The following is a 21537-nucleotide window of genomic DNA, read 5'->3' on the forward strand; positions in this document are numbered from 1 at the left end:
TTTTCGATAAGATTTTGGGCCCGTCGAGCGAATATGGCGAATATATCTGACATCTTCACCGGTAAGGGTATAAGCTGGATATAACCCATTTGGGTGGTGCCGTCCGCGCGACCCGCGTGGAGTTGCACAGACACCGTCACAGTGAAGTGATACCTACCTTCGGAGGATAGATTGTCAACGACTGACAAGGCTATGGCACGCTTCGCTGGCGCCGATGCATGGATCGAGCAGTATTTTCTGAACAGTCCTGACGATGAGCGTGAAGAATTCACCCCGGCAGAATTAGAGGATTTGGCTCGCACCCATCGTGCGCTAGCTGAAATCCGCGCCCCCAAGACGCCCGTCGTTGCCGCGCGCAATGATGACTACAACACCACGCTGTACGTCGCCACGGACGACATGCCCCATATCGTAAGCTCCCTGACCGCCTATCTTTCGGCGCATTTCGGCGGATTCCTCGCGATTTTCCACCCCATCTTCCTTGCCGAACGCAATACGGATGGCAAGCTCATCAGCCTGCGCGGCACCGGCAACCGAGCCAACCTGGCCAGCGGCGACACCGCCGCCGTCGGTATGCCCTCCCTGCAGCTTTCCGAGGGTGCTCCCGAGGGGTCCACGGTCACCATTGAATCCTGGATTGCGATTCGCCTGACCCGCTACCTGAACGAAGACGACCTGCGCCTGCTGGAGCACGAGGTGCGTCGCGTGCTCGCCGATGTGTACGCCTGCTACACCGACCTGGAGGGCATGGTCACCGCGGTCTTCGACATCTCCCAGGCCATGTACGAGTTGCGCGGCGCCACCCTCGGCCACGGCGAGGAATCCTACGCCGCCAACCCGCACGGTGTGGAGCCCGCCTCCCGCGTGGAGGTTGCGCAGGACTTCCTGCGCTGGCTCACCCGAGGCAACTTCGTGTTTATGGGCGTTAAGGAGCGCGTGCTTGACGGCACCTCCGGCGCTATCGCCCTGGTGGACCGCCCCGGTTCGGCGCTCGGCATCCTGCGTTCGACCGAGGGCAAGAGTCGCATCCCGCTTTCCGGCGACACCCTGGACCGAGCTCTCTTCCCCCGCCCCGTGTACATCACGAAGGCTAACTCCCGTTCCACGGTGGCCCGCAACGACTACCTGGACTACATTGGTGTGCGCCGCTTCGATATGAGCGGCCGCGTCATCGGTGAGTACGTGATTCTGGGCCTGTTTACCCGGCAGGCCTACTCGCTACCCGCCATCGAGACTCCCCTGGTGCGTGAGCGAATCGCCATGGTGCGCCGCCGCCTGGGTTACCACCCCGGTTCCTACTCGGATAAGGCCCTGCTCGGGGCGCTGGAAGATTACCCGCGCTTGGAGCTGCTGCAGGCCTCGGTCAACGAGCTGACCGAGACGTTCAGCGGCATCATGGGCCTGGAGGAGCGCCGCAAGACCCGTCTCTTCCTGCGCGCGGATCGATTTAATCGGTTCATTACCGCCGTGGTGTACCTGCCCCGCGATCACTACAACACTGACGTGCGGTACCGCATCGAGCGGGTGTTCCGACAGGAATTTGATTTGAGTGCCATCGACTACGAGGTGTACCTGTCCTCCTCGTCGCTGGCCCGCCTATTCTTCCGTATTCGGCTCACCAACCCCAACGATGTGCCGACCACGGATTATCAAGCTCTCGAAAAGCAGATGCAGCGGGTCACTCGCTCCTGGGTGGAATCCACCGCAGCTGCCATTGAGGCATGGAAACCCGGTGCGGAAGGCCGCCGACTCGCGTCAGCCTGGGCCGACGCAAGCAGCGCAGCTTACCGAGCCGATTACACAGTAGAACAAGCAATCGAGGATATCGTGATTCTTGAATCTCTCTCGGGCAAGAAGCCCGCCGCAATCAAGGTTGAAGCCGGCGAAGCCAACACTACCCGACTGAAGACCTACCTGTCCGCACCTCACACTCTCACCGAGCTCCTGCCGGTGATGCAGAACATGGGCCTGGTCGTTGTGGATCAGAAGCCCTACGAGTTCAAGCCTGAGGACGGCGAAGAGTACGGCTACCTCTACGACTTCGGGGTCGAGTTCCCCGAGGGCGTGGACCCCAACGCCGTCGCATCCCTCTACGAGGATGCCCTGAACGCCTACCTGCTCGGTGAGCGCGAGTCCGATACTCTGGACCGCCTGATTCTCTCCGAGGGCCTCACCTGGCAGGATGTACGCCTGTTCCGCGCCCTGAACCACTACCTGATTCAGCTGGGCCTGGGCTACACCCCCTCGTTCATGTCGAACACCCTGCTCGCCAACCCCGGCATCACCAAGCACCTGGTGGAGTTCTTCAACGTCAGCTTCGACCCGAACAACGGCCTGAACGACGAGCAGCGCAACGCACGCCGCGAAGAGATTGAGGTGGCCCTGGTTGAGGAACTGAACAAGATTCCCACCCTGGACGCCGACCGCTACCTGCGCTCCCTGAGCAAGGTTATTCGCGCCATCCTGCGCACCAACGCCTACCTGGGCCGCGAGGCATTCGCCATCAAGGTTGCACCGCAGCAGATTGACTTCGCACCCCTGCCGCGCCCCAAGTTCGAGATTTTCGTTTACTCCCCGCGCGTCGAGGGTGTCCACCTGCGCTTCGGCGACGTCGCACGAGGCGGCCTGCGCTGGTCCGACCGCCGCGATGACTTCCGCACCGAGGTTCTGGGCCTGGTCAAGGCTCAGATGGTGAAGAACGCTGTCATCATCCCCACCGGCGCAAAGGGCGGTTTCTACCCCAAGCAGCTGCCCGACCCCGCCGTGGATCGCGACGCCTGGATCACCGAGGGCCGCGAGTCCTACAAGGTCTTCATCCGCTCCCTGCTGGATGTCACCGATAACCTTGAGGTTGGCACCGACGGCTCCGAGACCGTCGTTCGCCCCGAGGGCGTCATCGCACGCGACGAGAACGACTACTACCTGGTGGTCGCAGCGGACAAGGGTACCGCTGCATTCTCCGACACCGCGAACGCTATCAGCCTCGAGCGCGGCTTCTGGCTGGGCGACGCCTTCGCATCCGGCGGCTCCGTCGGTTACGACCACAAGGCAATGGGCATCACCGCACGCGGTGCCTGGGAGTCCGTCAAGCGTCACTTCGCCGAGCTCGGCCACGACGCTCAGACCGAAGAGTTCACCGCCGTCGGTATCGGCGACATGTCCGGTGACGTGTTCGGTAACGGTCTGCTCCGTTCCAAGGCAACCCGCCTGGTCGCAGCGTTCGACCACCGCGACATCTTCCTGGACCCGAACCCGGACGCAGCCGTCTCCTTCGAGGAGCGTCAGCGCCTGTACAACCTGCCCCGTTCCTCCTGGCAGGACTACAACCGCGAGCTGATTTCCGCCGGTGGTGGCGTGTACTCCCGCGGCCTGAAGTCCATCGAAATCACCCCCGAGGTGCGCGAGGTTCTGGACCTGGACGAGTCCGTCACCGAGCTCGCACCGACCGAGCTGATTTCCGCCATCCTCAAGGCACCGGTCGACCTGATTTACAACGGTGGTATCGGTACCTACGTGAAGGCCTCCACCGAGACCAACGCACAGGTAGGCGACAAGGCTAACGACGCCCTGCGCGTCAACGGCAAGGATTTGCGCGCCAAGATCGTGGGCGAGGGCGGTAACCTCGGCTTCACCCAGCTGGGCCGCATCGAGGCCGCACGTAACGGCGTCATCCTCAACACCGACGCTATTGACAACTCCGCAGGTGTGGAGACCAGTGACCGCGAGGTCAACATCAAGATCCTGGTGGACCGCCTCGTGGCTCGCGGTGAGCTCTCCAGCGAGGAGCGCGCCTCCTTCATCGAGTCCCTGCAGGACGAGGTTGGCGGCAAGGTCCTCGAGACCAACGTCAACCAGAACGTACTGCTGCAGGGCGAGTTCCACGGTTCCTTCCTGGGCACCAACCTGTACAAGCGCCTCATGCACGACCTGGAGGAGCACGCCGGCCTGAACCGCGCCGTCGAGTTCCTGCCCACCGACGAGGAGCTGGACGAGCGCCTGGAGACCACCGGTGACCGCCTGACCCGCCCCGAGCTGGCTGTCCTGGCTGCGTACGTGAAGATTTACCTCACCCACGCCCTGGAGCAGACCGACTTCGCGGACGACCCCTACCTGGAGGGCGTGCTGCGCAGCTACTTCCCGGCAGCACTCGTCGAGCGCTTCGGTCAGCACCTGGACTCGCACCCGCTGCGTAAGGAAATCATCTGCACCCGCGTGGCCAACGAGCTGGTCAACATTGGTGGCATCACCTTCGCGTACCGCATCATGGAGGAGTTCAACGTCGGTATCGACTCCGTCGCCCGCGCCTTCATCGTGGCCCGCGAGCTCTTCGAGCTCGGCACCGCCGCTAAGCTGCACAGCGAGCTGTCCCCGAAGACCCCGCTGGATGCATGGTTCACCGTGCTGCGCGACAACCAGCGCGTTCTGGACCGTGCAGTCCGCTGGTTCATCACCGAGCGTGGCGTGGTTGCCGGCGCAACCATCTCCGAGCTGCTCGAGAACTTCGGTTCCGTCGTCGAGATGCGTCGCAACCTGCCCGAGTACCTCTCCGGCAGCTCCCGCGACCGTGTTCGTGCAAAGCGCGACGCAGGCGAGGCATGGGGCCTGCCCGAGGAGCTCATTGTCATCTGGATCCGCGGCTTCGAGGGCTACGCCCTGCTGGACGTGATTCGTTCGGCCGCCGATCACGACTTCGAGGCAACCTCGCTGGCACCGGTCTACTTTGCCACCTACGACCGCTTCAAGGTGGACGAGCTGCTCGGCCTTATCACCGAGCTGCCCCGTAGCGACCGCTGGGAGATTCTGGCACGCCAGGCAATGCGCGGTGCCCTCTACGAGACCGCCGCAGAGCTGGCACTGTCCGTGGCTGAAGGCGCGAAGGGTGACTTCTCCACCGTGGACGGTGCACAGCAGGCTCTGGCCAGCTGGATTGAGGAGCACCCGACCCGTGTGGGTAACATCGACCGCATCCTCGACGAGATTGCTGAGGCAGCTCCGGATGCAACCGGTCACCCGCGACTGGCTGTGGTCTCCGTGGCCCTGCGCACCCTCGCTAGCGCATCCTAAACGCGAGGCGGTAGCCGCGCCGTACCGTCGCACAGCGGTGAATGCGGTACGGTAACCGTACATTGAGCATCCCGGCTTCCTCCTGCTGGAGGGGCCGGGATGCCTTGCATATGCACCTAACGGCATATGAACATGAGAGCAAAATGTGTTCCAAATCGCCTAAAATTCAAGTTAGGGTTGAATAAAAGTTCAACATTTTGCTTGACGCGTACAGTATATTGATGACGGCGGCATCGTTGCGTGCGCAAGCTCCGCGCTAAATTAGGCGTAGGGGAGGGGCTCCACACGCGATGTCTTGGATGCTTGCCCGGCCAAATAACCCCCTCGGGTGGATGAGGCTGATCCGGCTTGCATTGACGGTACGAATCCGATGGCCCACCTGGCCGCCGCGAGGGGTGCCATCTCTGTACGACATAACGCACGACACCATCACTCACTCAACGTTAATCTCCGGCCCGTTTGCGGGCCGGGCCCGCATACTCTCTATTTCGACTGAAAGTCTTCAACGTTGTCCACCAACCACGGTAGCGAGGAACAGCGCGCTAGCGCGTGGCGCCTCCTCATTAACTTTCTGCTATACGTTTCCCCGGTCGCGCTGCTGACCACTGTCTTCCCCATCGTCACGCCCACCATCAACAGGTACAACTTGGGTGGCGTGCCCCTGATTCAGGTGATTCTGGCTGCATCCATCACCGTGCCCTGGCTTAGCCAGGCCGCCTGCCTGCCGCTCTATCGAGCCATTCAGATGGAGCATAAGAAGATTGCGGATGCCCGCGAAACCCTGCGCATCCAGGCTGAGACGCTCGAGAATCAGCTCAAGCGTGCCGAGGCGAAGGCTACCCGCGAGCGTCTGAACGAACCCCAGTTCCAGGACATTACCGACCTGGCCGCGTTCAGCCGCAACTGGATTTACCTCTTCTTCGTGACCATGCCGCTGGTGTTGCTTTTCGCAATTCCGGTTGCCCTCGTACTGAAGTGGAACGCGACTGCCGTCGGTGCCTTCTTCGTACTCGGCGTGCTCAACATTGCCTTCGCGCAGCTGCTGGTCATCCCCAACCTCGCGAAGAACCGCGTTATCTGGTTCATCGCCTGGCTCGGCTACACCCTGGCCCTGTACTTCTTCCCCATCATCTGGTTCCTGCCGCCGCTCGTTGGCTCGCTTATCCTGCTGATTGGCCTGGGTAAGAACTTTGTGCACCTCTTCCGCTTTGCGCATATTCCGCTCAAGGACGTCGCAAAGGATGCTCTGCGTGGCTTCCTGACCGGCTCCATCATCTGGGCCGATAAGTACATGCTCTTCCTGGCCACCTCCGGTGAGATTAACGTCGTGGCCATTTACATGAGCCTGATTCCCGCCGTGATCGCTTACAACTACTTCTTCGTGGTAGAGGCCGATCGCGTCAACGACGCAATTCAGTACCTGTGGACCGTGTTCGAGCGCCTGCCCTACAACCGCGTTCGCGAAGAGGCTCATAAGGCCACCCGTGCCTCCGACCGTTCGATTCGCAACTCGCTACTCGTCTACATCGGTAGCGGCATCATTACCGGCATCCTGATGTTTATCTTCATGCCGGATTCCTTCCCGCTGGCGCTGATGGGTCTGGTCGTCGCGTTCCTCTTCGTGGCCGTCGCCCTGCTTATCTACCAGATTGAGTACATGACCATGTTCAAGACCGTGCAGGTGCTCTCCGCGGCGCACCTCATTCTGCTCATGATCTGCTTCGCAATCCTGCCGAACGAGACCGGATACCTGCCCATCATCGTGGGCGAGGCAGTCCTTGCGTACGCCTGCTACCGGGTGTACCGTCAGGCTTGGCAATCACCCGAATACTCTCTCTTCTGGCGCCGCGCACTCGCCTGGTAACGCCTGCCCGCACACCGGGTCCGCAGACATCGTTCTGCGGGCCCGGCCAAGAACACACCACGTAGCACGGCCCGCGAAAGACACAACCAATGACTGAACAGATGTACCGAAACCACTATGCTCCCCTGCAGCTTCCGGAGCCCGGAGAGCACTACACCGATCCCGAGTACCCGGATGTCGATGTCGCCATCATCATGGAGTCCACCTACCCCTACCTCAAGGGTGGCGTCTCCGCGGTGGTGCACGATATCGTCTCTGAGAACCCCGACCTTTCCTTCGGCATTATCCACATCGCGTGGGATAAGAACTCGCCGCACGAGGATCTCTACGGCATGCCCAAGAACGTCAAGTGGGTTAAGGTGATCTACCTGAGCCTCGACGTCAACCGTGCTGCCTTCGCCGCCGAGTGCGATCCCGACAGCCTGCACATGAAGATGCCGCAGCGTCGAGAGCTGGCTGATCGACTCATCCAGGGCTTCAACGCGCTCATCGCCGGAGACGTCAACCCCCTCTGGAAGCTCTACGACGAGGGCATCAACCCCGCCACCCGCACCTACAACCTCTTTGGGCTCTTCGGTACCCGCGAGTTCATGCAGGTTATCGCCAACCTCGGGTTCTTCAGCAAGGTTCCCTTCGGCGAGCTCTTCTGGAAGGTGCGCGACTTCGTTTCCATCCTCTTTGCGCTGCTGCACGAGCGGATGCCCCACGCCCGCGTGTACCACGCCCACACCACCGGCTACGCGGCTCTCATTGCCGCCGCTGCCGCCCGTGACCACGGCACCAGCTTCCTGCTGACCGAGCACAACCTGTACATTCGCGACACCATCAACACCAAGCTCGAGCGCAACATGGCGAAGCCGATTACCACCGACTACGCCTTCCTCGCCGAGGAGCGCGAGCACCCCGGCCTGGGCCCCATCACCCTTGACGAGCGAGCCTGGTCCGTCTGGTTCCTGGAGATGGGTCGCTTCTGCTACCCGAGCGCCGATATGGCCACCTACCTGTACCCCAAGGCACTGGAGGAGGCGCGCGGCATCGGTGCGCCCATCGACCAGATGAACGAGGGCGAAAAGGACCGTGCGATCATCCTGCCCAACGGCATGCTCATCGAGTCCGTTGCCGAGGCCTACTACGCCCGCCAGGCGGCCCGTGCACGCATCCTCGCCGAGGGGCGCGGCCACGTGTGGCGCTTCGTGTTCATCGCCCGCGTGGTGCCCATTAAGGGCCTGACCGACCTGATTCGATCCCTCGCGGTGCTGCGCGACCAGGGCCTCGTGAACTTCCACCTGGATGTGCTCGGCCCCAAGGACCACCTGCCCGAGTACTACGAGCTGTGCCTGCGCACCATCGAAGAGCTCAACATGGGCGAGTACATCACCTTCCACGGCACCGTGAACGTGCGTGCGATGCTCGACCGCTTCGACCTGCTGCTCATGCCCAGCTACAATGAGGGTCAGCCGATTGTGGCGCTCGAGGCGATGGCTGCGTCCATCCCGCTGGTCAGCACCGACGTGGGCGGTATGTCCCAGCTCATCGACGATGTGCTGGTCGCCCCCGACGGCCACGAAATCGGTAACTGCGGTATCTTGACCATCCCCGGCGATATTCACGGCTTCGCGGCGGCGCTGCGCACCCTCATGGAGGAGCCCAGCATCTACGAACGCTACTGCGTGAACGCCTACGACCGTATCGTCAGCTTCTTCCAGCTGCGACTAGTCATGGACCGCTACAACACGATCTACCGCGAGCTGGGTAAGATGCCTCCGCGCGACCCCGAGTTCTCCCCGGAGTACGATGGCGACGAGTAAGTTCGAACGGCTCGGCGGCCCGGGAAAGTTTGGTGCCTGGGTCCGCTACGGCGGAAAACCCATCACCCAGCAGCAGCTCGACTTTGCGGTCAAGAATTACTCCGTGGCGATTCTGCAGCCCTGGGAGCTGGAGGCTGCCCGCTACCTCAAGAAGCACGCCCCGCAGATGGTGGTCCTGGCCTATAAGTGCCTGTCCTCCACCCGCTCCTACGAGCCGGGTCCCATCTACTCCTCGGGTCTGTCTTTCGCGCAGGCCGTCTCGCTGGCGAATTCCGGTAAGGATTTCTTTGCGCATCGCCTCAACGGCGACCGCATCGAGTGGAAGGGTTATTCCAAGCACTATCAGATGCAGGTGTGGAACCCCGGCTACCGCTGGTACTGGGTGGATTCAGTGGTGCGCGAGATGCGCGACTCGCCCTTCGACGGCGTTATGGGCGATAACGACGTGGAGAACGACTACTACGGTCTGAATCTGCCCATTCAGGGCGTGCAGTCTATGACCACGATTCGTGAGGGCCTGGACCGCCTGGTGGCTTCTGCCGGCGCCGAACTAAATGGCATCGGCAAGATTCTGGTGCCCAATATTGCCGAGTCGCGCCTGCGCTGGGGCAAGTGGGAACGCCACAGTGCCTACGGCGGCGGTTTCGAGGAGGTGTGGCTTGGCTGGGGCCCGAACGATTACCTGGCTTCGCCCTACGCCGTGATGCAGGGCCGCGATATTGCGCGCGGTTCCGGTGGCGACGTGTCGCTCGGGGTGTACCTCACCGGCCTGAAGCGCGGTGCCTCCACGCAGAAGAAGGTGACGATTCTGCGCACCCCCCTGAGCGACCGGAAGTCGCCCCTGACCGGCACGGACGAGAACTTCCTCTACGGCCTGGCCGGCTTCTGGGTCTTTGGTGGGGGAAACTTCACCGGTATTAGCGCGACCCACCATGACGCCTACGACGAGATTCCCCACGCCCCCGAGCTCACCTTTGATCTGGGGGATGCCGCGGGCGGCATCGTGGTTCAGGGAACGGTTCAGACCCGCACCTTTACGCGCGGTTGGGCTGCCCTGAACACCGGCTCGAAGGATGTGACCGTGAAGGTTCCCTCTAATCTGGTGGATGCGGCAAACCGCCCGGTGCCTTCGAGCTTCACGCTGCGGGCGCATCAGGGTGTGGTGTACCGCCGTAAGGCGTAATTTACCGTAAGCGGTAATTTTAAGGGCTGTTTCACAGCGTAGCAGCCCTGTACTGTGGAACAAGCGGCTGGAATACAGCCAACCGTTCTCGCGGTGTTGAGTTTAAGGAGTGAACTACAGTGAATATTCTTTTGATTGACGGCGGTAAAGCATTCGCCCACTCGGCGGGTCGTCTGAACCACACCCTGCATCAAGTAGCCCGTGATACGTTATCGGCGCTCGGTCATCATGTGCGAGAAACTGTGATTGACGACGGGTACGATATTCACCAGGAAGTAGAAAAATTCCAGTGGATGGATGCGGTCATCTGGCAGATGCCCGGTTGGTGGATGCACGAGCCGTGGACCGTGAAAAAATATATGGACGAGGTGTTTACCGCCGGTGCGGGTACCCTGTACGCTAATGATGGTCGCCACAGGGTCAGCCCCACTGAAGGATACGGCACGGGCGGTCTTCTTCAGGGGCGGCGTCATATGCTGTCGCTGACGTGGAACGCGCCTCGCGAAGCTTTTACCCGGGAGGGCGACTTCTTTGAGGGACTCGGGGTAGATGCCCTCTATATGCACTTTCATAAGGCCCATGAGTTCATGGGGACTACCCAGTTGCCCACCTTTATTTGCTATGACGTGATTAAAAATCCGCAGGTCGAACAGTATCTCGCTGACTATACTGCCCACCTCAACGAGGTCTTCGGTCAGGCGTAAGGGTTTTAAGCCTGCATGCCTTCATAAGCATGTCTGAGGTGGATGCGGCAAACCGCCCGGTGCCTTCGAGCTTCACGCTGCGGGCGCATCAGGGTGTGGTGTACCGCCGTAAGGCGTAATTCACCGCTCGCGTAGCTCTTCTGAGCTTCTGCGCGGCACCGCTCATCTGCGTATATAACCTTATAAACAAACCCACCGGCAATATAGCCAAATGGCTATATGTACCGGTGGGTTTGTTATATGTGTGCTAGATGAGCTGGGGTAGCTTACTTAGCGGGGTAGGAGGGCACGTCGTAGCCGCCCATACGCTCCAGAACGCGAATCACCTGGCAGGAGTAACCGAACTCGTTGTCGTACCAGACGTAGACAATCGCGGAGTCATCGGTCACCACGGTAGCCAGCGAGTCCACCACACCTGCGGTGCGGGAACCCACGAAGTCGGTGGAAACAGCCTCGGGGGAATCCGAGTAGCCCACCTGGCGGCGCAGAGCACCGTCAATGGACTCACGGAGGAACAGCTCGTTCAGCTCCTCAGCGGAACCTGCGGGCTTGGTCAGCTTCACGTTCAGGATCGCCATGGAGACATCCGGGGTGGGAACGCGGATAGCGTTACCGGTCAGCTTGCCCTCCAGCTGCGGCAGAGCCTTCGACACGGCCTTAGCGGCACCGGTCTCGGTAATCACCATGTTCAGCACGGCGGAGCGGCCGCGGCGGTCACCCTTGTGGAAGTTGTCAATCAGGTTCTGATCGTTGGTGAACGCGTGAACGGTCTCAACGTGGCCACGCTCAACACCGTAGGCATCATCCAGAACCTTCAGCGCCGGAGTAATCGCGTTGGTGGTGCAGGAAGCGGCGGAGAGAATCTTGTCCTCATCGGTGATGACGTCGTCGTTCACGCCGAACACGATGTTCTTCATGTCGCCCTTACCGGGAGCGGTCAGCAGAACACGAGAGATACCGGGGCGGTTCAGGTGCTGCTCCAGGCCCGGAACGTCGCGCCAACGGCCGGTGTTGTCCACCAGCAGGGCGTCCTTAATGCCGTACTCGGTGTAGTCGACAGTGGTCGGGTCAGAGGAGTAAATGAAGCGAACCGGAACACCGTTAGCGATGATGGTGCTGTTCTCCTCGTCCACCTCAATAACGCCCTTGAAGGGGCCGTGAACCGAGTCGCGCTCCAGCAGGGAAGCACGCTTAACCAGGTCCTTATCACCGTTCTTACGCACCACCACGGCGCGCAGGTTCAGGCCGGAACCCAGCGGCGAGGAGGAACGCTCCAGCAGGATGCGGGCCAGCAGGCGGCCAATACGACCGAAGCCGTACAGCACAACGTCCTGCTCCTTCGGCTGGTCACCCTGGTGGTTCACGGAGGAACCCAGCTGCTCGGGCAGCCACATGGACAGCTCGGGGGAGCCAGCCTCACGGTGTGCCTTGTGCAGGGCAGCGATGTTAATCGAGCAAGCGCCCAGGTTCAGCTCGGTCAGAGCACGAACCAGCTCGAGGGAGTGCGCGGGGTTCAGAGGCGCACCATCAATGTGGGATACGAAATCGTGCAGCTTCAGCAGCTCAATGACGGACTTGTTGACCAGGCTGCGGCCGTGAATGCTCAGCACCACGCCGTTCTCGCGGTGCAGCTTACCGATGAGGGGGATCAGCTCCTCTGCGGTAGCCTCACGGTTAACCCAGGTAGCGGTTGCAGTCGTCACGTATGACCTTCTTCCTAACTTCGTTGTCGGAGGGTAGGCGCGACGATGCTGTCGCGTCAATACCGGGCCGGGCGTAAGACCCGGCGTCGGTTTAAGTCTAACCCGTACAAACCCTTCCAGAGCCTCAAAATCAGCGATATTGAGGCTAAAAGTCAGAAGAGACCGAAGGCAGTTTGTGAACCCACACGGCAAGCCAACAGAACCCGTCAGAAGGGAAAGCAAAACCACTTTAAATCCCCACAAAAACGCACTCTCCCGAACGGGCTGGCCGAGTAGAATTGAAACCATGTTGACTGTAATCGGTGAAGCACTCGTAGACGTCGTCCACCAGCACGGCGGAGAAACCCACGCCTACCCCGGCGGATCCCCCATGAACGTCGCCGTTGGCGCATGCCGCCTCGGCCACCCCACCAACTTTGTCGGCCACTACGGCCCGGACGCCTACGGTGAAAGCATCAACGCGCACCTAAACGCATCCTCGGTGCAGCTGCCCTTCGAACCCACCGCGGAGCGAACCTCCGTCGCCCAGGCCACCATTGGTGCCGACGGTGCGGCGGAATACGAATTCGATATCGAGTGGGCCCTGGACGCTATCGCCGAGGAGCTGGCTGAACTGGCCCGCAGCTCCGACGCAGTGCACACCGGCTCCATCGCCGCCATGCTCGAACCCGGCGCGCATGTGGTCGCAGCAGCTTTCGAAGCCGCTCGCGACAGCGCCCTGCTCAGCTACGACCCGAACTGCCGCCCCACCCTCATCCACAACGTTGACGAGGGCCGCGCTTGGGCTGAAAAGTTCGTCTCCCTCTCCAGCGTGGTCAAGGCATCCGACGAGGATCTGCAGTGGCTCTACCCCGAGCGTTCCCTCGAAGACACCGCCCGCGCTTGGCTGGACCTCGGTGCCGAGCTGATGGTCATTACCCGTGGTGAGGACGGCCCCATCGCCTACAGCAAGAAATACCCCGAGGGTATTTCCCAGCCCGCCTACCGCGTTGAGGTTGCGGACACCGTCGGTGCCGGTGACTCCCTCATGGCGGCTCTTATTGCGGGCCTGCTGGACCGCGGTATTGCCGGCCCCGAGGCTCGCGCCAAGGTTGCCGCACTGGCCGCCGAAGACATCGCCGACCTGCTGCACTTCTCCGCCACCGCGGCGGGCATCACCGTCTCCCGCGCGGGCGCTAACCCGCCCACCCGCGAGGAACTCGTCGCCGTTCTGAACGGCTAATAAATGGCGCGCGGCCGGCGGATAGCTCACTCTGTCCGCCGGCGTCGCCATATCCACCCGAACCCCACCATTGAGGAGCATAATGAGCAACCTCGGCACCGCACCCCTGCCCCGCGAACCCTACGCGGGCCTGCCCGAACTGCCCGAATTCACCCTGACCTCCACCGACATTCAGGACGGCGGCACCGCCCCCGAGTGGATGCGCTCCGCCCTCTTCGGCGTGGCAGGCGGTCAGGATCGCTCCCCGCAGCTGTCCTGGAGGGGATTCCCCGAAGGCACCAAGTCTTTCGTGCTCACCTGCTTCGACCCGGATGCGCCGACCCCCTCGGGCTTCTGGCACTGGACCGTCTCTAATATTCCCGCCGAGGTGACCAGCATTGACACCGGCGCGGATGCACCTGCCGGCGCCCTGACGCACCGTAACGACGCCGGTGTGGCGGGCTTCCTGGGGGCTGCCCCTCCGGCTGGTCACGGCCCGCACCGCTACATTTTCTGCGTCACCGCCGTGGACGTGGAGAAGCTCGACATTGACGAGAGTGCAACTCCCGCCGTCGTGAACTTTAACCTGCTCGGCCACGGTCTGGGTCGTGCGTTCCTGACCGTCACCTACGCGGAACCGGCTGAGTAGCCTCCGCCGTAACGCTCCAACTGCCACCACCTCGATTCCATCAACCGAAGGCAACAGACCGCATGATCAATCTCATCGCCAGCGACCTGGACGGCACCCTCATCGGGCATGACTTCCGCTTCCGTCCGCGGACCCTGCGCGCCCTTGAGGCCGCCCGGGCTGCCGGAATTGAGATTGTCTTCGTCACCGGCCGCCCGAGCCGCTGGCTCACTCCGCTGCGCGAGCAGACCGACTTCGATTCCTACGCCATCTGCTCCAACGGCGCCGTGGTGTACCACCTAGGCGCAAACGAGGTGGAAGAAGTCAACGGCGCTGATCCCGCGGTGATTGCCCGTACTCACGAGCTGCTGGAGCCCATGTTCCCCGACGCTACCTACACCCTGGAAACCGTGGATACCGTCTTTATCCAGGGGCCGCACGAGGGCGGCGAGGTGCTCGAGGGCGCCCGCGTGGTCGAGTCGAGCATCGTCGAGGCGCTCGAACGCATCGGTTCCACGCCCGTCATTAAGTACCTGATTCGCGTGCCCGGCATGGACCCGGATATTCTGCAGGCCCGTGTGCACCAGGCCGTGGGATCGCTCGTGGCCGTCACGCGCGGCGTGGTGGGCGAACCCTTGGTCGAGATGGGCTCCAAGGACGTCAACAAGGGCCGGATTCTGGAGAAGTTCGCGGCCCGCCACGGCATTGAGGCGCACGAGGTCATGGCCTTCGGCGACATGCCGAACGACGCCGAGATGCTCTGCTGGGCGGGTGAAGGTTTTGCGATGGCGTCGGGTCAGCCGGCGCTCATTGCGAAGGTGGGGCGCACCTGCCCGCCCTTCCATGAGGACGGTGTGGCGCAGACGATTGAGGCGATGCTCGCCGAACGGTCCTAGGTGCCTAGCACTAGCTATCCAGCGCTAGCGGCTGGGTCAGCCTCCGCAGACATAACTTAGACATAAACTTTTATGTCTACACATAAAAAATTTGAGTCTAGACATAAAAATTCATGTCTAGACTCAAATTTTTGTGTCTGATTTGTGTCTAGACTAAAATTTTTTGTATGAACAACGTGGAATGGACCCCCGAATGGCTTGCTGAAACCATCAAACTATTGCGTACTCACGGCAGTGATACGCAGTTTATTGAGGTTAAAAAAGCCCACGGAGGCTACCCGGGAAGCCTAGACGCAACCCTGAGTAGTTTCTCCAATAGTTCCATGGGCGGAATCATTATCTGCGGCCTCGACGAGAATAATGACTTTGCGCCTGTAGGCGTATACGACCCTGCAGACCTAGAAAAAACCCTCGGCAACAAGCTCCGCAGGGGCCTCAAGCCGCCGAACACCATGGAATCCGGCACCATCCTCTACGAAGACGCCAAAATCTTTGTTGCCGCAATCCCTCCGCTGCCTCCCTATGAACGCCCCGCCTACATTGGCGGTAAAGCGTACGTGCGTTCTGGCGACGGTGACCACGAAATGAGCCGCCACGAAACCGACCTGATGGTGGCTCAGCGGACACGCACCGGATTCGATGAGGAGCCGGTAGAATACACCTCCCTGGCTGACCTGGATGAAGGCCTCAAAACTGCTTATCTGCGAGACGTCCGTGCTAAATCGCGCCGCCTTGCCGGAAGCTCCGATGAAGAGGTGCTCCGCCGTAAGGGAATTATTGCCCTCGGAACAGACAACCTTTCCCTTGCGGGCCTGTACGCCTTGGGTTCTTACCCTCAGGAGTTCAGGCCCTCGCTCAAAGTCACCGGAGTCGTCATCGACCCAAGCGGTAAAGCCCGCAACCTCGACAAATTCGAGGCGGACGGTCCCATCCCCGCCATGCTCGAAGAGACTCTGGCATGGGTCAAACGGAACCTGGCACACCCGGTTGTCGAACTGTCCAATGGGCACCTCATCAACGGGCAGGAAGTACCCGATATTGCCCTTCGCGAGATTCTGTCGAATGCCCTTGTACACCGCAGCCTCAACCCCAAAGCAGATACCGAAGAGGTGCGTGTCAGGATTTTCTCTGACCGAATCTCTGTAGAGAACCCCGGCGGTCTATACGGAATCACTCTCCAGCGTCTGCAAGAGTATGGCGAACGCTCCCGCGTGAATGACCGCCTGTATGACATCTGCACGCATGTAACCACCCCCGACGACGGATACCGCGTCATCGAAGGTGAGGGTAGTGGCATCTACACGGCACAGGAGGCGGTGCGTCAGGCAGGGCTGAAACCCATCCAATTCATTGATGGGGTCATTCGTTTTACCGCGATTATTAGCAGGGAGCCTCTGGATGGTGCTCGTATCGCCGATGTTAGTTCACCGCAGCAGAAGTCGGAGATAGACCCGCGCCAATCGTCACCCACGGTTCCTAGTAACCGTCAGGAGGCGGTGCTCCTGGCTCTGCGCTCGCTACGCCACCCCGCCGGTATCGAGGACATCATGGGTGCTCTTCCTGGGCCTTTTGCTGAGCTGCAGAAGCCGCAGGTCCGGTACGTCCTCACGAAGCTCCTTCAGGAAGGAGTCATTACCCGTGAAGGTGGTCGAGGTAACCGCAATACGACATACCGCCTGGCCTAACCGAATATCGGGCTAACGCGCAAAAGCGGCCCGGATGGAAACCAATCCATCCGGGCCGCTTTTCTACAGCCTACGCTTCAGGAGCACTACTCCCAACGGGTGTAAGCGTAAGGAGCTCTAGTGTCCCTCTGTGCTCTTCTCAGGGTCGAAGGGCTCCAGCGGGTCGCCAGCGGCCTTCGTGTACTTCGCGATGAAGGTCATCAGGTGGAAGATAATCAGGGTTGCCGCGGTACCCAGAGCAATACCGGCGAAGGACAGCTCACCGAAGGTCCAGGTGTAGTCCGCAATACCCACAATCAGCGCCACGGCGGCGGTGGTCAGGTTGATCTGGTTCGAGAAGTTCACACGGTTCTCGCTCCAAATACGTGCACCGAGCATACCGATCATGCCGTACAGCACGGTTGCGGCACCGCCCAGAACACCCGCCGGGACGGTTGCAATTGCCGCACCGAATGCGGTGAACATGGACAGTGCAATCGCGAAGATAGCCGCCACCCAGTACGCCGCGGTGGAGTACACCTTGGTCGCAGCCATCACGCCGATGTTCTCGGCGTAGGTGGTGGTACCCGAACCGCCACCCATGCCCGCGATGGTGGTTGCCAGGCCGTCAGCCATGAGGGCGCGACCCGAGTAGTCGTCCAGGTTCTTGCCGCTCATCAGAGCAACAGACTTCACGTGGCCGATGTTCTCAGCCACGAGCACCAGAATCACGGGGATGAACAGGCCGGCGAGCTCCCAGTGGAACTCGGGGGTCTGGAAGTGCGGCAGACCGATGATGCCCTGAGTCTGCACAGCCTTGTCAATCTTGGAGAAGTCCACCTCGCCGCGAATCACGGCGGTGATGTAACCAACGCCCACGCCCAGCAGGATGGACAGGCGACCAATGATGCCCTTGAACAGCACAGAAATCAGGATGATGGAGCACAGGGTCACCAGCGCGGTCACCGGTGCCACCATGAAGTTGTCCTTAGCGCTCTTCGCCAGGTTGAAGCCAATCAGCGCCACAATCGAACCGGTCACGACCGGGGGCATGAGCTTGGTGAGCCAGCCGGTGCCGGCGAACTGAACGATCAGGCCGACCAGGAACAGCGCCACACCCGCCATGACGATACCGCTGAGGGCGCCCGCCGGGCCGTGCGAGTTCATGGCAGCCGCCAGGGGAGCGATGAACGCGAAGGAGGAACCCAGGTAGGAGGGGACGCGGCCGCGGGTAATCAGCAGGAAGAGGACGGTGCCGATACCCGAGAAGAACAGGGTGGTTGCCGGCGGGAAGCCGGTGATAATCGGCACGAGGAAGGTTGCGCCGAACATGGCGACCACGTGCTGCGCACCGATACCGATGGTAATCGGCCAGGCGAGGCGCTCGTTCGGGGCGACGAAGGAACCGGGCTTAATGCTGCGGCCGTCGCCGTGAATCGACCAGTCGAAGCCGAAAAGCTTAGAGATGCTCAAAGGGAGCTCCTGAAGTGAATGTGGTGTATAAAATTCCACATTATTCTACGCGCCTATGGGTGTAGGTCACAGCTAAATGCCTATAAATATGAGCAGGGATACCCCTAAACCGCTTATATTCCAAATTCGCTATCTGATTGATGGGTGCGGGGTACATAAAAATACCGTCGCTCCCTATATGCAAGATATTGCATATAGGGAGCGACGGTATTGATGAAGACAGCGTCGCTAACGCTTAGAGAGCTTCCTGAAGAGCCTCGAGGTGATCATACTTCGACAGCTCGTAGCGCAGGTGGCCCTCGGTCGGGGACTGCACCGGCAGGAAGGAAGCCTCACGCAGGCGGCGAGCGGTCGGGGACTCGGCCACGTAACCGGCGCCTCCAACAACCTGCAGCTCAAAGTGAGTAGCAATGGTCGCGAAGTGCGAAACCCCCAGGCGCAGGCTCAGCAGGTCACGGCGCTCGGCACGCTCCGGTTCGGACGCCAGGCGAATCAGCTCCTCCCGCAGGCTCTCGTACTCGGAGAGGATTAGCGGGAACTCGGGGCGGAAGATGCCCTTCGACACGTCCAGGTGCTTAGCGGCCTCCTGCAGAGCACCTGCGGCCAGGCCCAGGCAGAAGGAAGACTGAACCAGCAGGAACGGTGCGGTGACATCGTGCAGGAACGCCTCGAGGTTATCGCTCAGGATATCCTCGCTCGGCACGAAAACGTCCTCGAACTTCAGAGTGCCCGACTCGGTGCTGTTGAGCGCCAGCAGGTCGCGGTGGTAGTAAATCTCCAGGCCCGGCACATCCTGGCGAATCGTCACGATGTAGCGGTCCGGGTGACCCTCGGGAGCGTTCTCCAAGGCCACCGGCAGAACAATTACGCCGCTCGGGTACAGGTTCGATGCCCAGGAGATAGAACCGTTGAGCTTCAGGCCGCCCTCAACGAGGGTGCCCTTCACCTTAATCGGCTCCAGACCCGACGCCTCCTTGTACGCCGCCGCCATCGCGGTGGTGCCGCTGACGGTCGCATTGGCCAGGCCCTCGGGCAGCTCGCGGCCCACGGCGTCGAAGAACGCGATGGTCGAACGGTGAGCCCAGAGCGAGAAGGCGGTGGTGGCGTCCTCGGTAGCCAGGTCGAATGCAACAGCGACCTGGGGAACCAGGGAGCCGCCGTCGCGACCCAGGGTAATCAGGCCGTCCTTGGCAATCTCACGGAGGGTCTCGAAAGGAGAACGCTCGCCGCGGTCAACGGCCTCCGCATTGGTGCGGGCGAGGGCGAGAACCTGCTCGCGCTGAGGGTAGTCGTACAGGGGTTCCAGGGTGAAGTCGGACATGTGGTTTCTCCTAAGCGGGGAGCGCGCGTCTATGCGTGCAGCTTGAACAGTCGGTCGATGGGAGTGCTGACGGCCTTGCGGGCGCGGACGACAGCCTCTTCGTCGGGTGCATCGTAGAAGCACAGGCACTTGGCGGTGTCTTCACGAACGTAGGTGCGCAGGAAGGAAACCTCGGGCACCTCGGCGTACTTGGGGGCGTTGGCCTTCTTACGGGTCAGGTACTGTTCCATGGTGATCTCTGCGGGGATGTCCCACTCGACCAGGTAGTCGGCGTCCTTCTTGAGCTTCTTGATGTCATCGAGCTCTGCGCCGACGAGGCGGACGGCATCGGGGCCTTCGATGGAGGCGCGCTCACCGATAGCTGCGGCGAGGTCGGGGCCGAATGCGGTGTTCTCGGCTTCGATGATGACGAAGACGATCTTGTGGTCTGCGGAGACCTGGGTTTCGATGAGCTCCGCGCCGTTGGTCAGGGAGGAGTTGACGGTCTCGATGAGGGCGGTTGCCTCTTCCTTGGACGGGTTAGCGGGGGTCAGTTCTACCAGGTACAGTGCCATGATGTTCTCCTTGGGAGGTTGCGTTGGGGTGGCCGGCCGCGTATTTTCCGGCCGTTCTGGAATCACCTTAGACCTGTAGTTGAGGGCTGTCTAATAGATGTCCGTTCGTGGCGTAATGAGTCCTTTTTGACCCTGTGTTTCGTCATGCGCGTTCACGCGGAGACATAAATCGTCACAGTTCCGCGCGCGGGAACCCGCCTGCGGCCGCAGAATTTTCGCGCGGGTTATCGAACCCGATGGTGCATCTATCCGCGTCGTCCTGCTCGTGCCGCAAAGTCATCGAGGGCGCGGTTGAGAGCGGGGACAGTCCACACTTTTTGCCCCTGAATTTTGACGCGTTCTTCACGCAGAATATGCAGCTCCACCATGCGGTTGAGAAGGCGATACACACTAGCTCGGGACCCCTGCGTGTGCTCCTCCATCATGTGCGCAGTGAAGGCGGGCTCAGTGCAGCACAGGTCAGTGAGGGAACGCAGGAGAGGGGTTTTACGCTGGGCAATGGACAGTACCTTATCGCGCAGGGTTTCAATGTCTTGCGCCAGGATTTCTGCGTTGGTGATTGCCTTTTGCGCGGCGCCGATGAAGAGCTCGATGATGGGCTCAGCATCGCCTGCACGGTAGTCGGTGAGCGCCTGAATGTACCCGTCGGTATCGTGCAACAGCCCGGAGGAGACGGGCAGAATCACGTGGCGAGTGACGCCGCGGGCGAGCAGGAGCGCGGAGATGAGGGCTCGCCCGGTTCGACCGTTGCCGTCAGTGAAGGGGTGGATGGTCTCAAATTGGGCGTGCGCAATAGCCGCCTGTGCGAGGGGGTCAATATCGCGGCGGTTCATGAAGGCTACAAGGTCTTTGAGGGCGGCAGGAACCCGCTCGTAATGCGGTGCCACATAGTCGGCGGTCACGGGTGAATCACCCTTAATCCACACCCACTGGGTGCGGAGTACACCGGAGTCCTGTTGCAGACCGCGGGTCAGTTCGCGGTGCATCGCCAGGATGTTGTCGACGCTAATGTTCTCTGCGGTATTCAGGGCTGCACGCATGGCGTGAACATTGCGCGCCACCAGCTCGGCGTTAACGCCGACCTTCGACCCGCTTGCACCCAGGACAGCTAGTGAGAGCCTGCGTGCGCTAACGGTGAGGTTTTCAATCTGTGAGCTGGAGGCGGATTCGCCGCGCAGAAGAACTGCCGAGAAGGGGATTCCGCCGATGTGGTGGAGCCGCTCATCGAAGCGGGTCATTGCGGTGGCGTTCTCTTGGAGGCGCGCTCGCAGTGCGGGGCTGAGTTCGACGTTGCGTTCGGCAATGGAGGCGGGTACGGCGCTGGAGAAGGTGCCGGAGTTGCGACGCGTTGCGCGTCGGGAGGCGAGGGCGTCGCGGTGAACCCAGGGGGTTTGCGGCTCCCATGTGAGGGCGGGCCAGGTGATGGCTGTGGGCATGGTTCCTCCTCCCTCCTCCTCTTCATCGGTGTCGTCTT

Annotated in this window: 14 protein-coding genes; 9 read left to right on the plus strand and 5 right to left on the minus strand. The window is 61.3% G+C overall.

What is annotated here, in order from left to right; translation table 11 throughout:
- The first annotated feature begins 192 nt into the window (after window positions 1-192).
- The 5 genes from HMPREF2674_RS02560 (at window position 193) to HMPREF2674_RS02580 (ending at window position 10623) form a co-directional block, all read left to right on the plus strand.
- Window positions 193-5064 carry an NAD-glutamate dehydrogenase gene (locus HMPREF2674_RS02560; RefSeq protein ID WP_070824731.1) on the plus strand — a complete coding sequence of 1624 codons (4872 nt, stop codon included), beginning with the start codon at window positions 193-195 and terminating at the stop codon, window positions 5062-5064.
- A 508-nt stretch (window positions 5065-5572) separates the two neighbouring features.
- Window positions 5573-6928 (plus strand): membrane protein, encoded by a 1356-nt coding sequence (locus HMPREF2674_RS02565; protein ID WP_049344570.1) that lies wholly within the window; start codon window positions 5573-5575, stop codon window positions 6926-6928.
- A gap of 89 nt (window positions 6929-7017) precedes the next feature.
- Window positions 7018-8736, plus strand: a complete 1719-nt coding sequence (gene pelF / locus HMPREF2674_RS02570) for a GT4 family glycosyltransferase PelF (protein WP_070824732.1) — start codon at window positions 7018-7020, stop codon at window positions 8734-8736.
- Window positions 8723-9919, plus strand: coding sequence for a putative glycoside hydrolase (locus HMPREF2674_RS02575; protein WP_070824733.1), 1197 nt, complete (start codon window positions 8723-8725; stop codon window positions 9917-9919). Before pelF ends, HMPREF2674_RS02575 begins: the two co-directional genes overlap by 14 nt.
- A gap of 119 nt (window positions 9920-10038) precedes the next feature.
- Window positions 10039-10623: an NAD(P)H-dependent oxidoreductase gene (locus tag HMPREF2674_RS02580; RefSeq protein ID WP_005504206.1), complete on the plus strand. Its 585-nt coding sequence runs from the start codon at window positions 10039-10041 to the stop codon at window positions 10621-10623.
- Window positions 10624-10889: 266 nt separating this feature from the next.
- On the opposite strand, the gene HMPREF2674_RS02585 is transcribed toward HMPREF2674_RS02580, so the two are convergent.
- Window positions 10890-12326, minus strand: a complete 1437-nt coding sequence (locus HMPREF2674_RS02585; protein WP_049360137.1) for a glyceraldehyde-3-phosphate dehydrogenase — start codon at window positions 12324-12326, stop codon at window positions 10890-10892.
- Between the two features lie 286 nt (window positions 12327-12612).
- Here HMPREF2674_RS02585 and HMPREF2674_RS02590 point away from each other — a divergent pair, with 286 nt between their 5' ends.
- The 4 genes from HMPREF2674_RS02590 (at window position 12613) to HMPREF2674_RS02605 (ending at window position 16736) form a co-directional block, all read left to right on the plus strand.
- Entirely contained in the window at window positions 12613-13548 is a 936-nt protein-coding gene (locus HMPREF2674_RS02590) for a carbohydrate kinase family protein (RefSeq protein ID WP_070824734.1), read from the plus strand.
- 82 nt (window positions 13549-13630) lie between these two features.
- Entirely contained in the window at window positions 13631-14176 is a 546-nt protein-coding gene (locus HMPREF2674_RS02595) for a YbhB/YbcL family Raf kinase inhibitor-like protein (RefSeq protein ID WP_070824735.1), read from the plus strand.
- 62 nt (window positions 14177-14238) lie between these two features.
- Window positions 14239-15051, plus strand: a complete 813-nt coding sequence (locus HMPREF2674_RS02600) for an HAD-IIB family hydrolase (RefSeq protein ID WP_070824736.1) — start codon at window positions 14239-14241, stop codon at window positions 15049-15051.
- Between the two features lie 167 nt (window positions 15052-15218).
- On the plus strand, window positions 15219-16736 hold the full coding sequence (locus tag HMPREF2674_RS02605; protein WP_070824737.1) for an ATP-binding protein: 1518 nt from the start codon (window positions 15219-15221) through the stop codon (window positions 16734-16736).
- Window positions 16737-16853: 117 nt separating this feature from the next.
- Here the strand turns inward: HMPREF2674_RS02605 and HMPREF2674_RS02610 are convergent, their stop codons facing one another.
- The 4 genes from HMPREF2674_RS02610 to HMPREF2674_RS02625 form a co-directional block, all read right to left on the minus strand.
- A complete protein-coding gene (locus HMPREF2674_RS02610; protein WP_070824738.1) occupies window positions 16854-18188 on the minus strand; it encodes a uracil-xanthine permease family protein in 1335 nt (444 codons plus the stop codon).
- A gap of 235 nt (window positions 18189-18423) precedes the next feature.
- The gene (locus HMPREF2674_RS02615) at window positions 18424-19509 is read right to left on the minus strand and encodes an acyl-CoA dehydrogenase family protein (protein WP_049347498.1); all 1086 of its coding nucleotides are present in this window, start codon (window positions 19507-19509) and stop codon (window positions 18424-18426) included.
- A 29-nt stretch (window positions 19510-19538) separates the two neighbouring features.
- Window positions 19539-20063, minus strand: coding sequence for a DUF4242 domain-containing protein (locus HMPREF2674_RS02620; protein ID WP_049344591.1), 525 nt, complete (start codon window positions 20061-20063; stop codon window positions 19539-19541).
- Between the two features lie 245 nt (window positions 20064-20308).
- Window positions 20309-21499 (minus strand): Fic family protein, encoded by a 1191-nt coding sequence (locus tag HMPREF2674_RS02625; protein WP_070824739.1) that lies wholly within the window; start codon window positions 21497-21499, stop codon window positions 20309-20311.
- Window positions 21500-21537: the final 38 nt, after the last annotated feature.

The organism is Rothia sp. HMSC062F03, from assembly GCF_001836905.1.
GTDB lineage: Bacteria > Actinomycetota > Actinomycetes > Actinomycetales > Micrococcaceae > Rothia > Rothia mucilaginosa_A.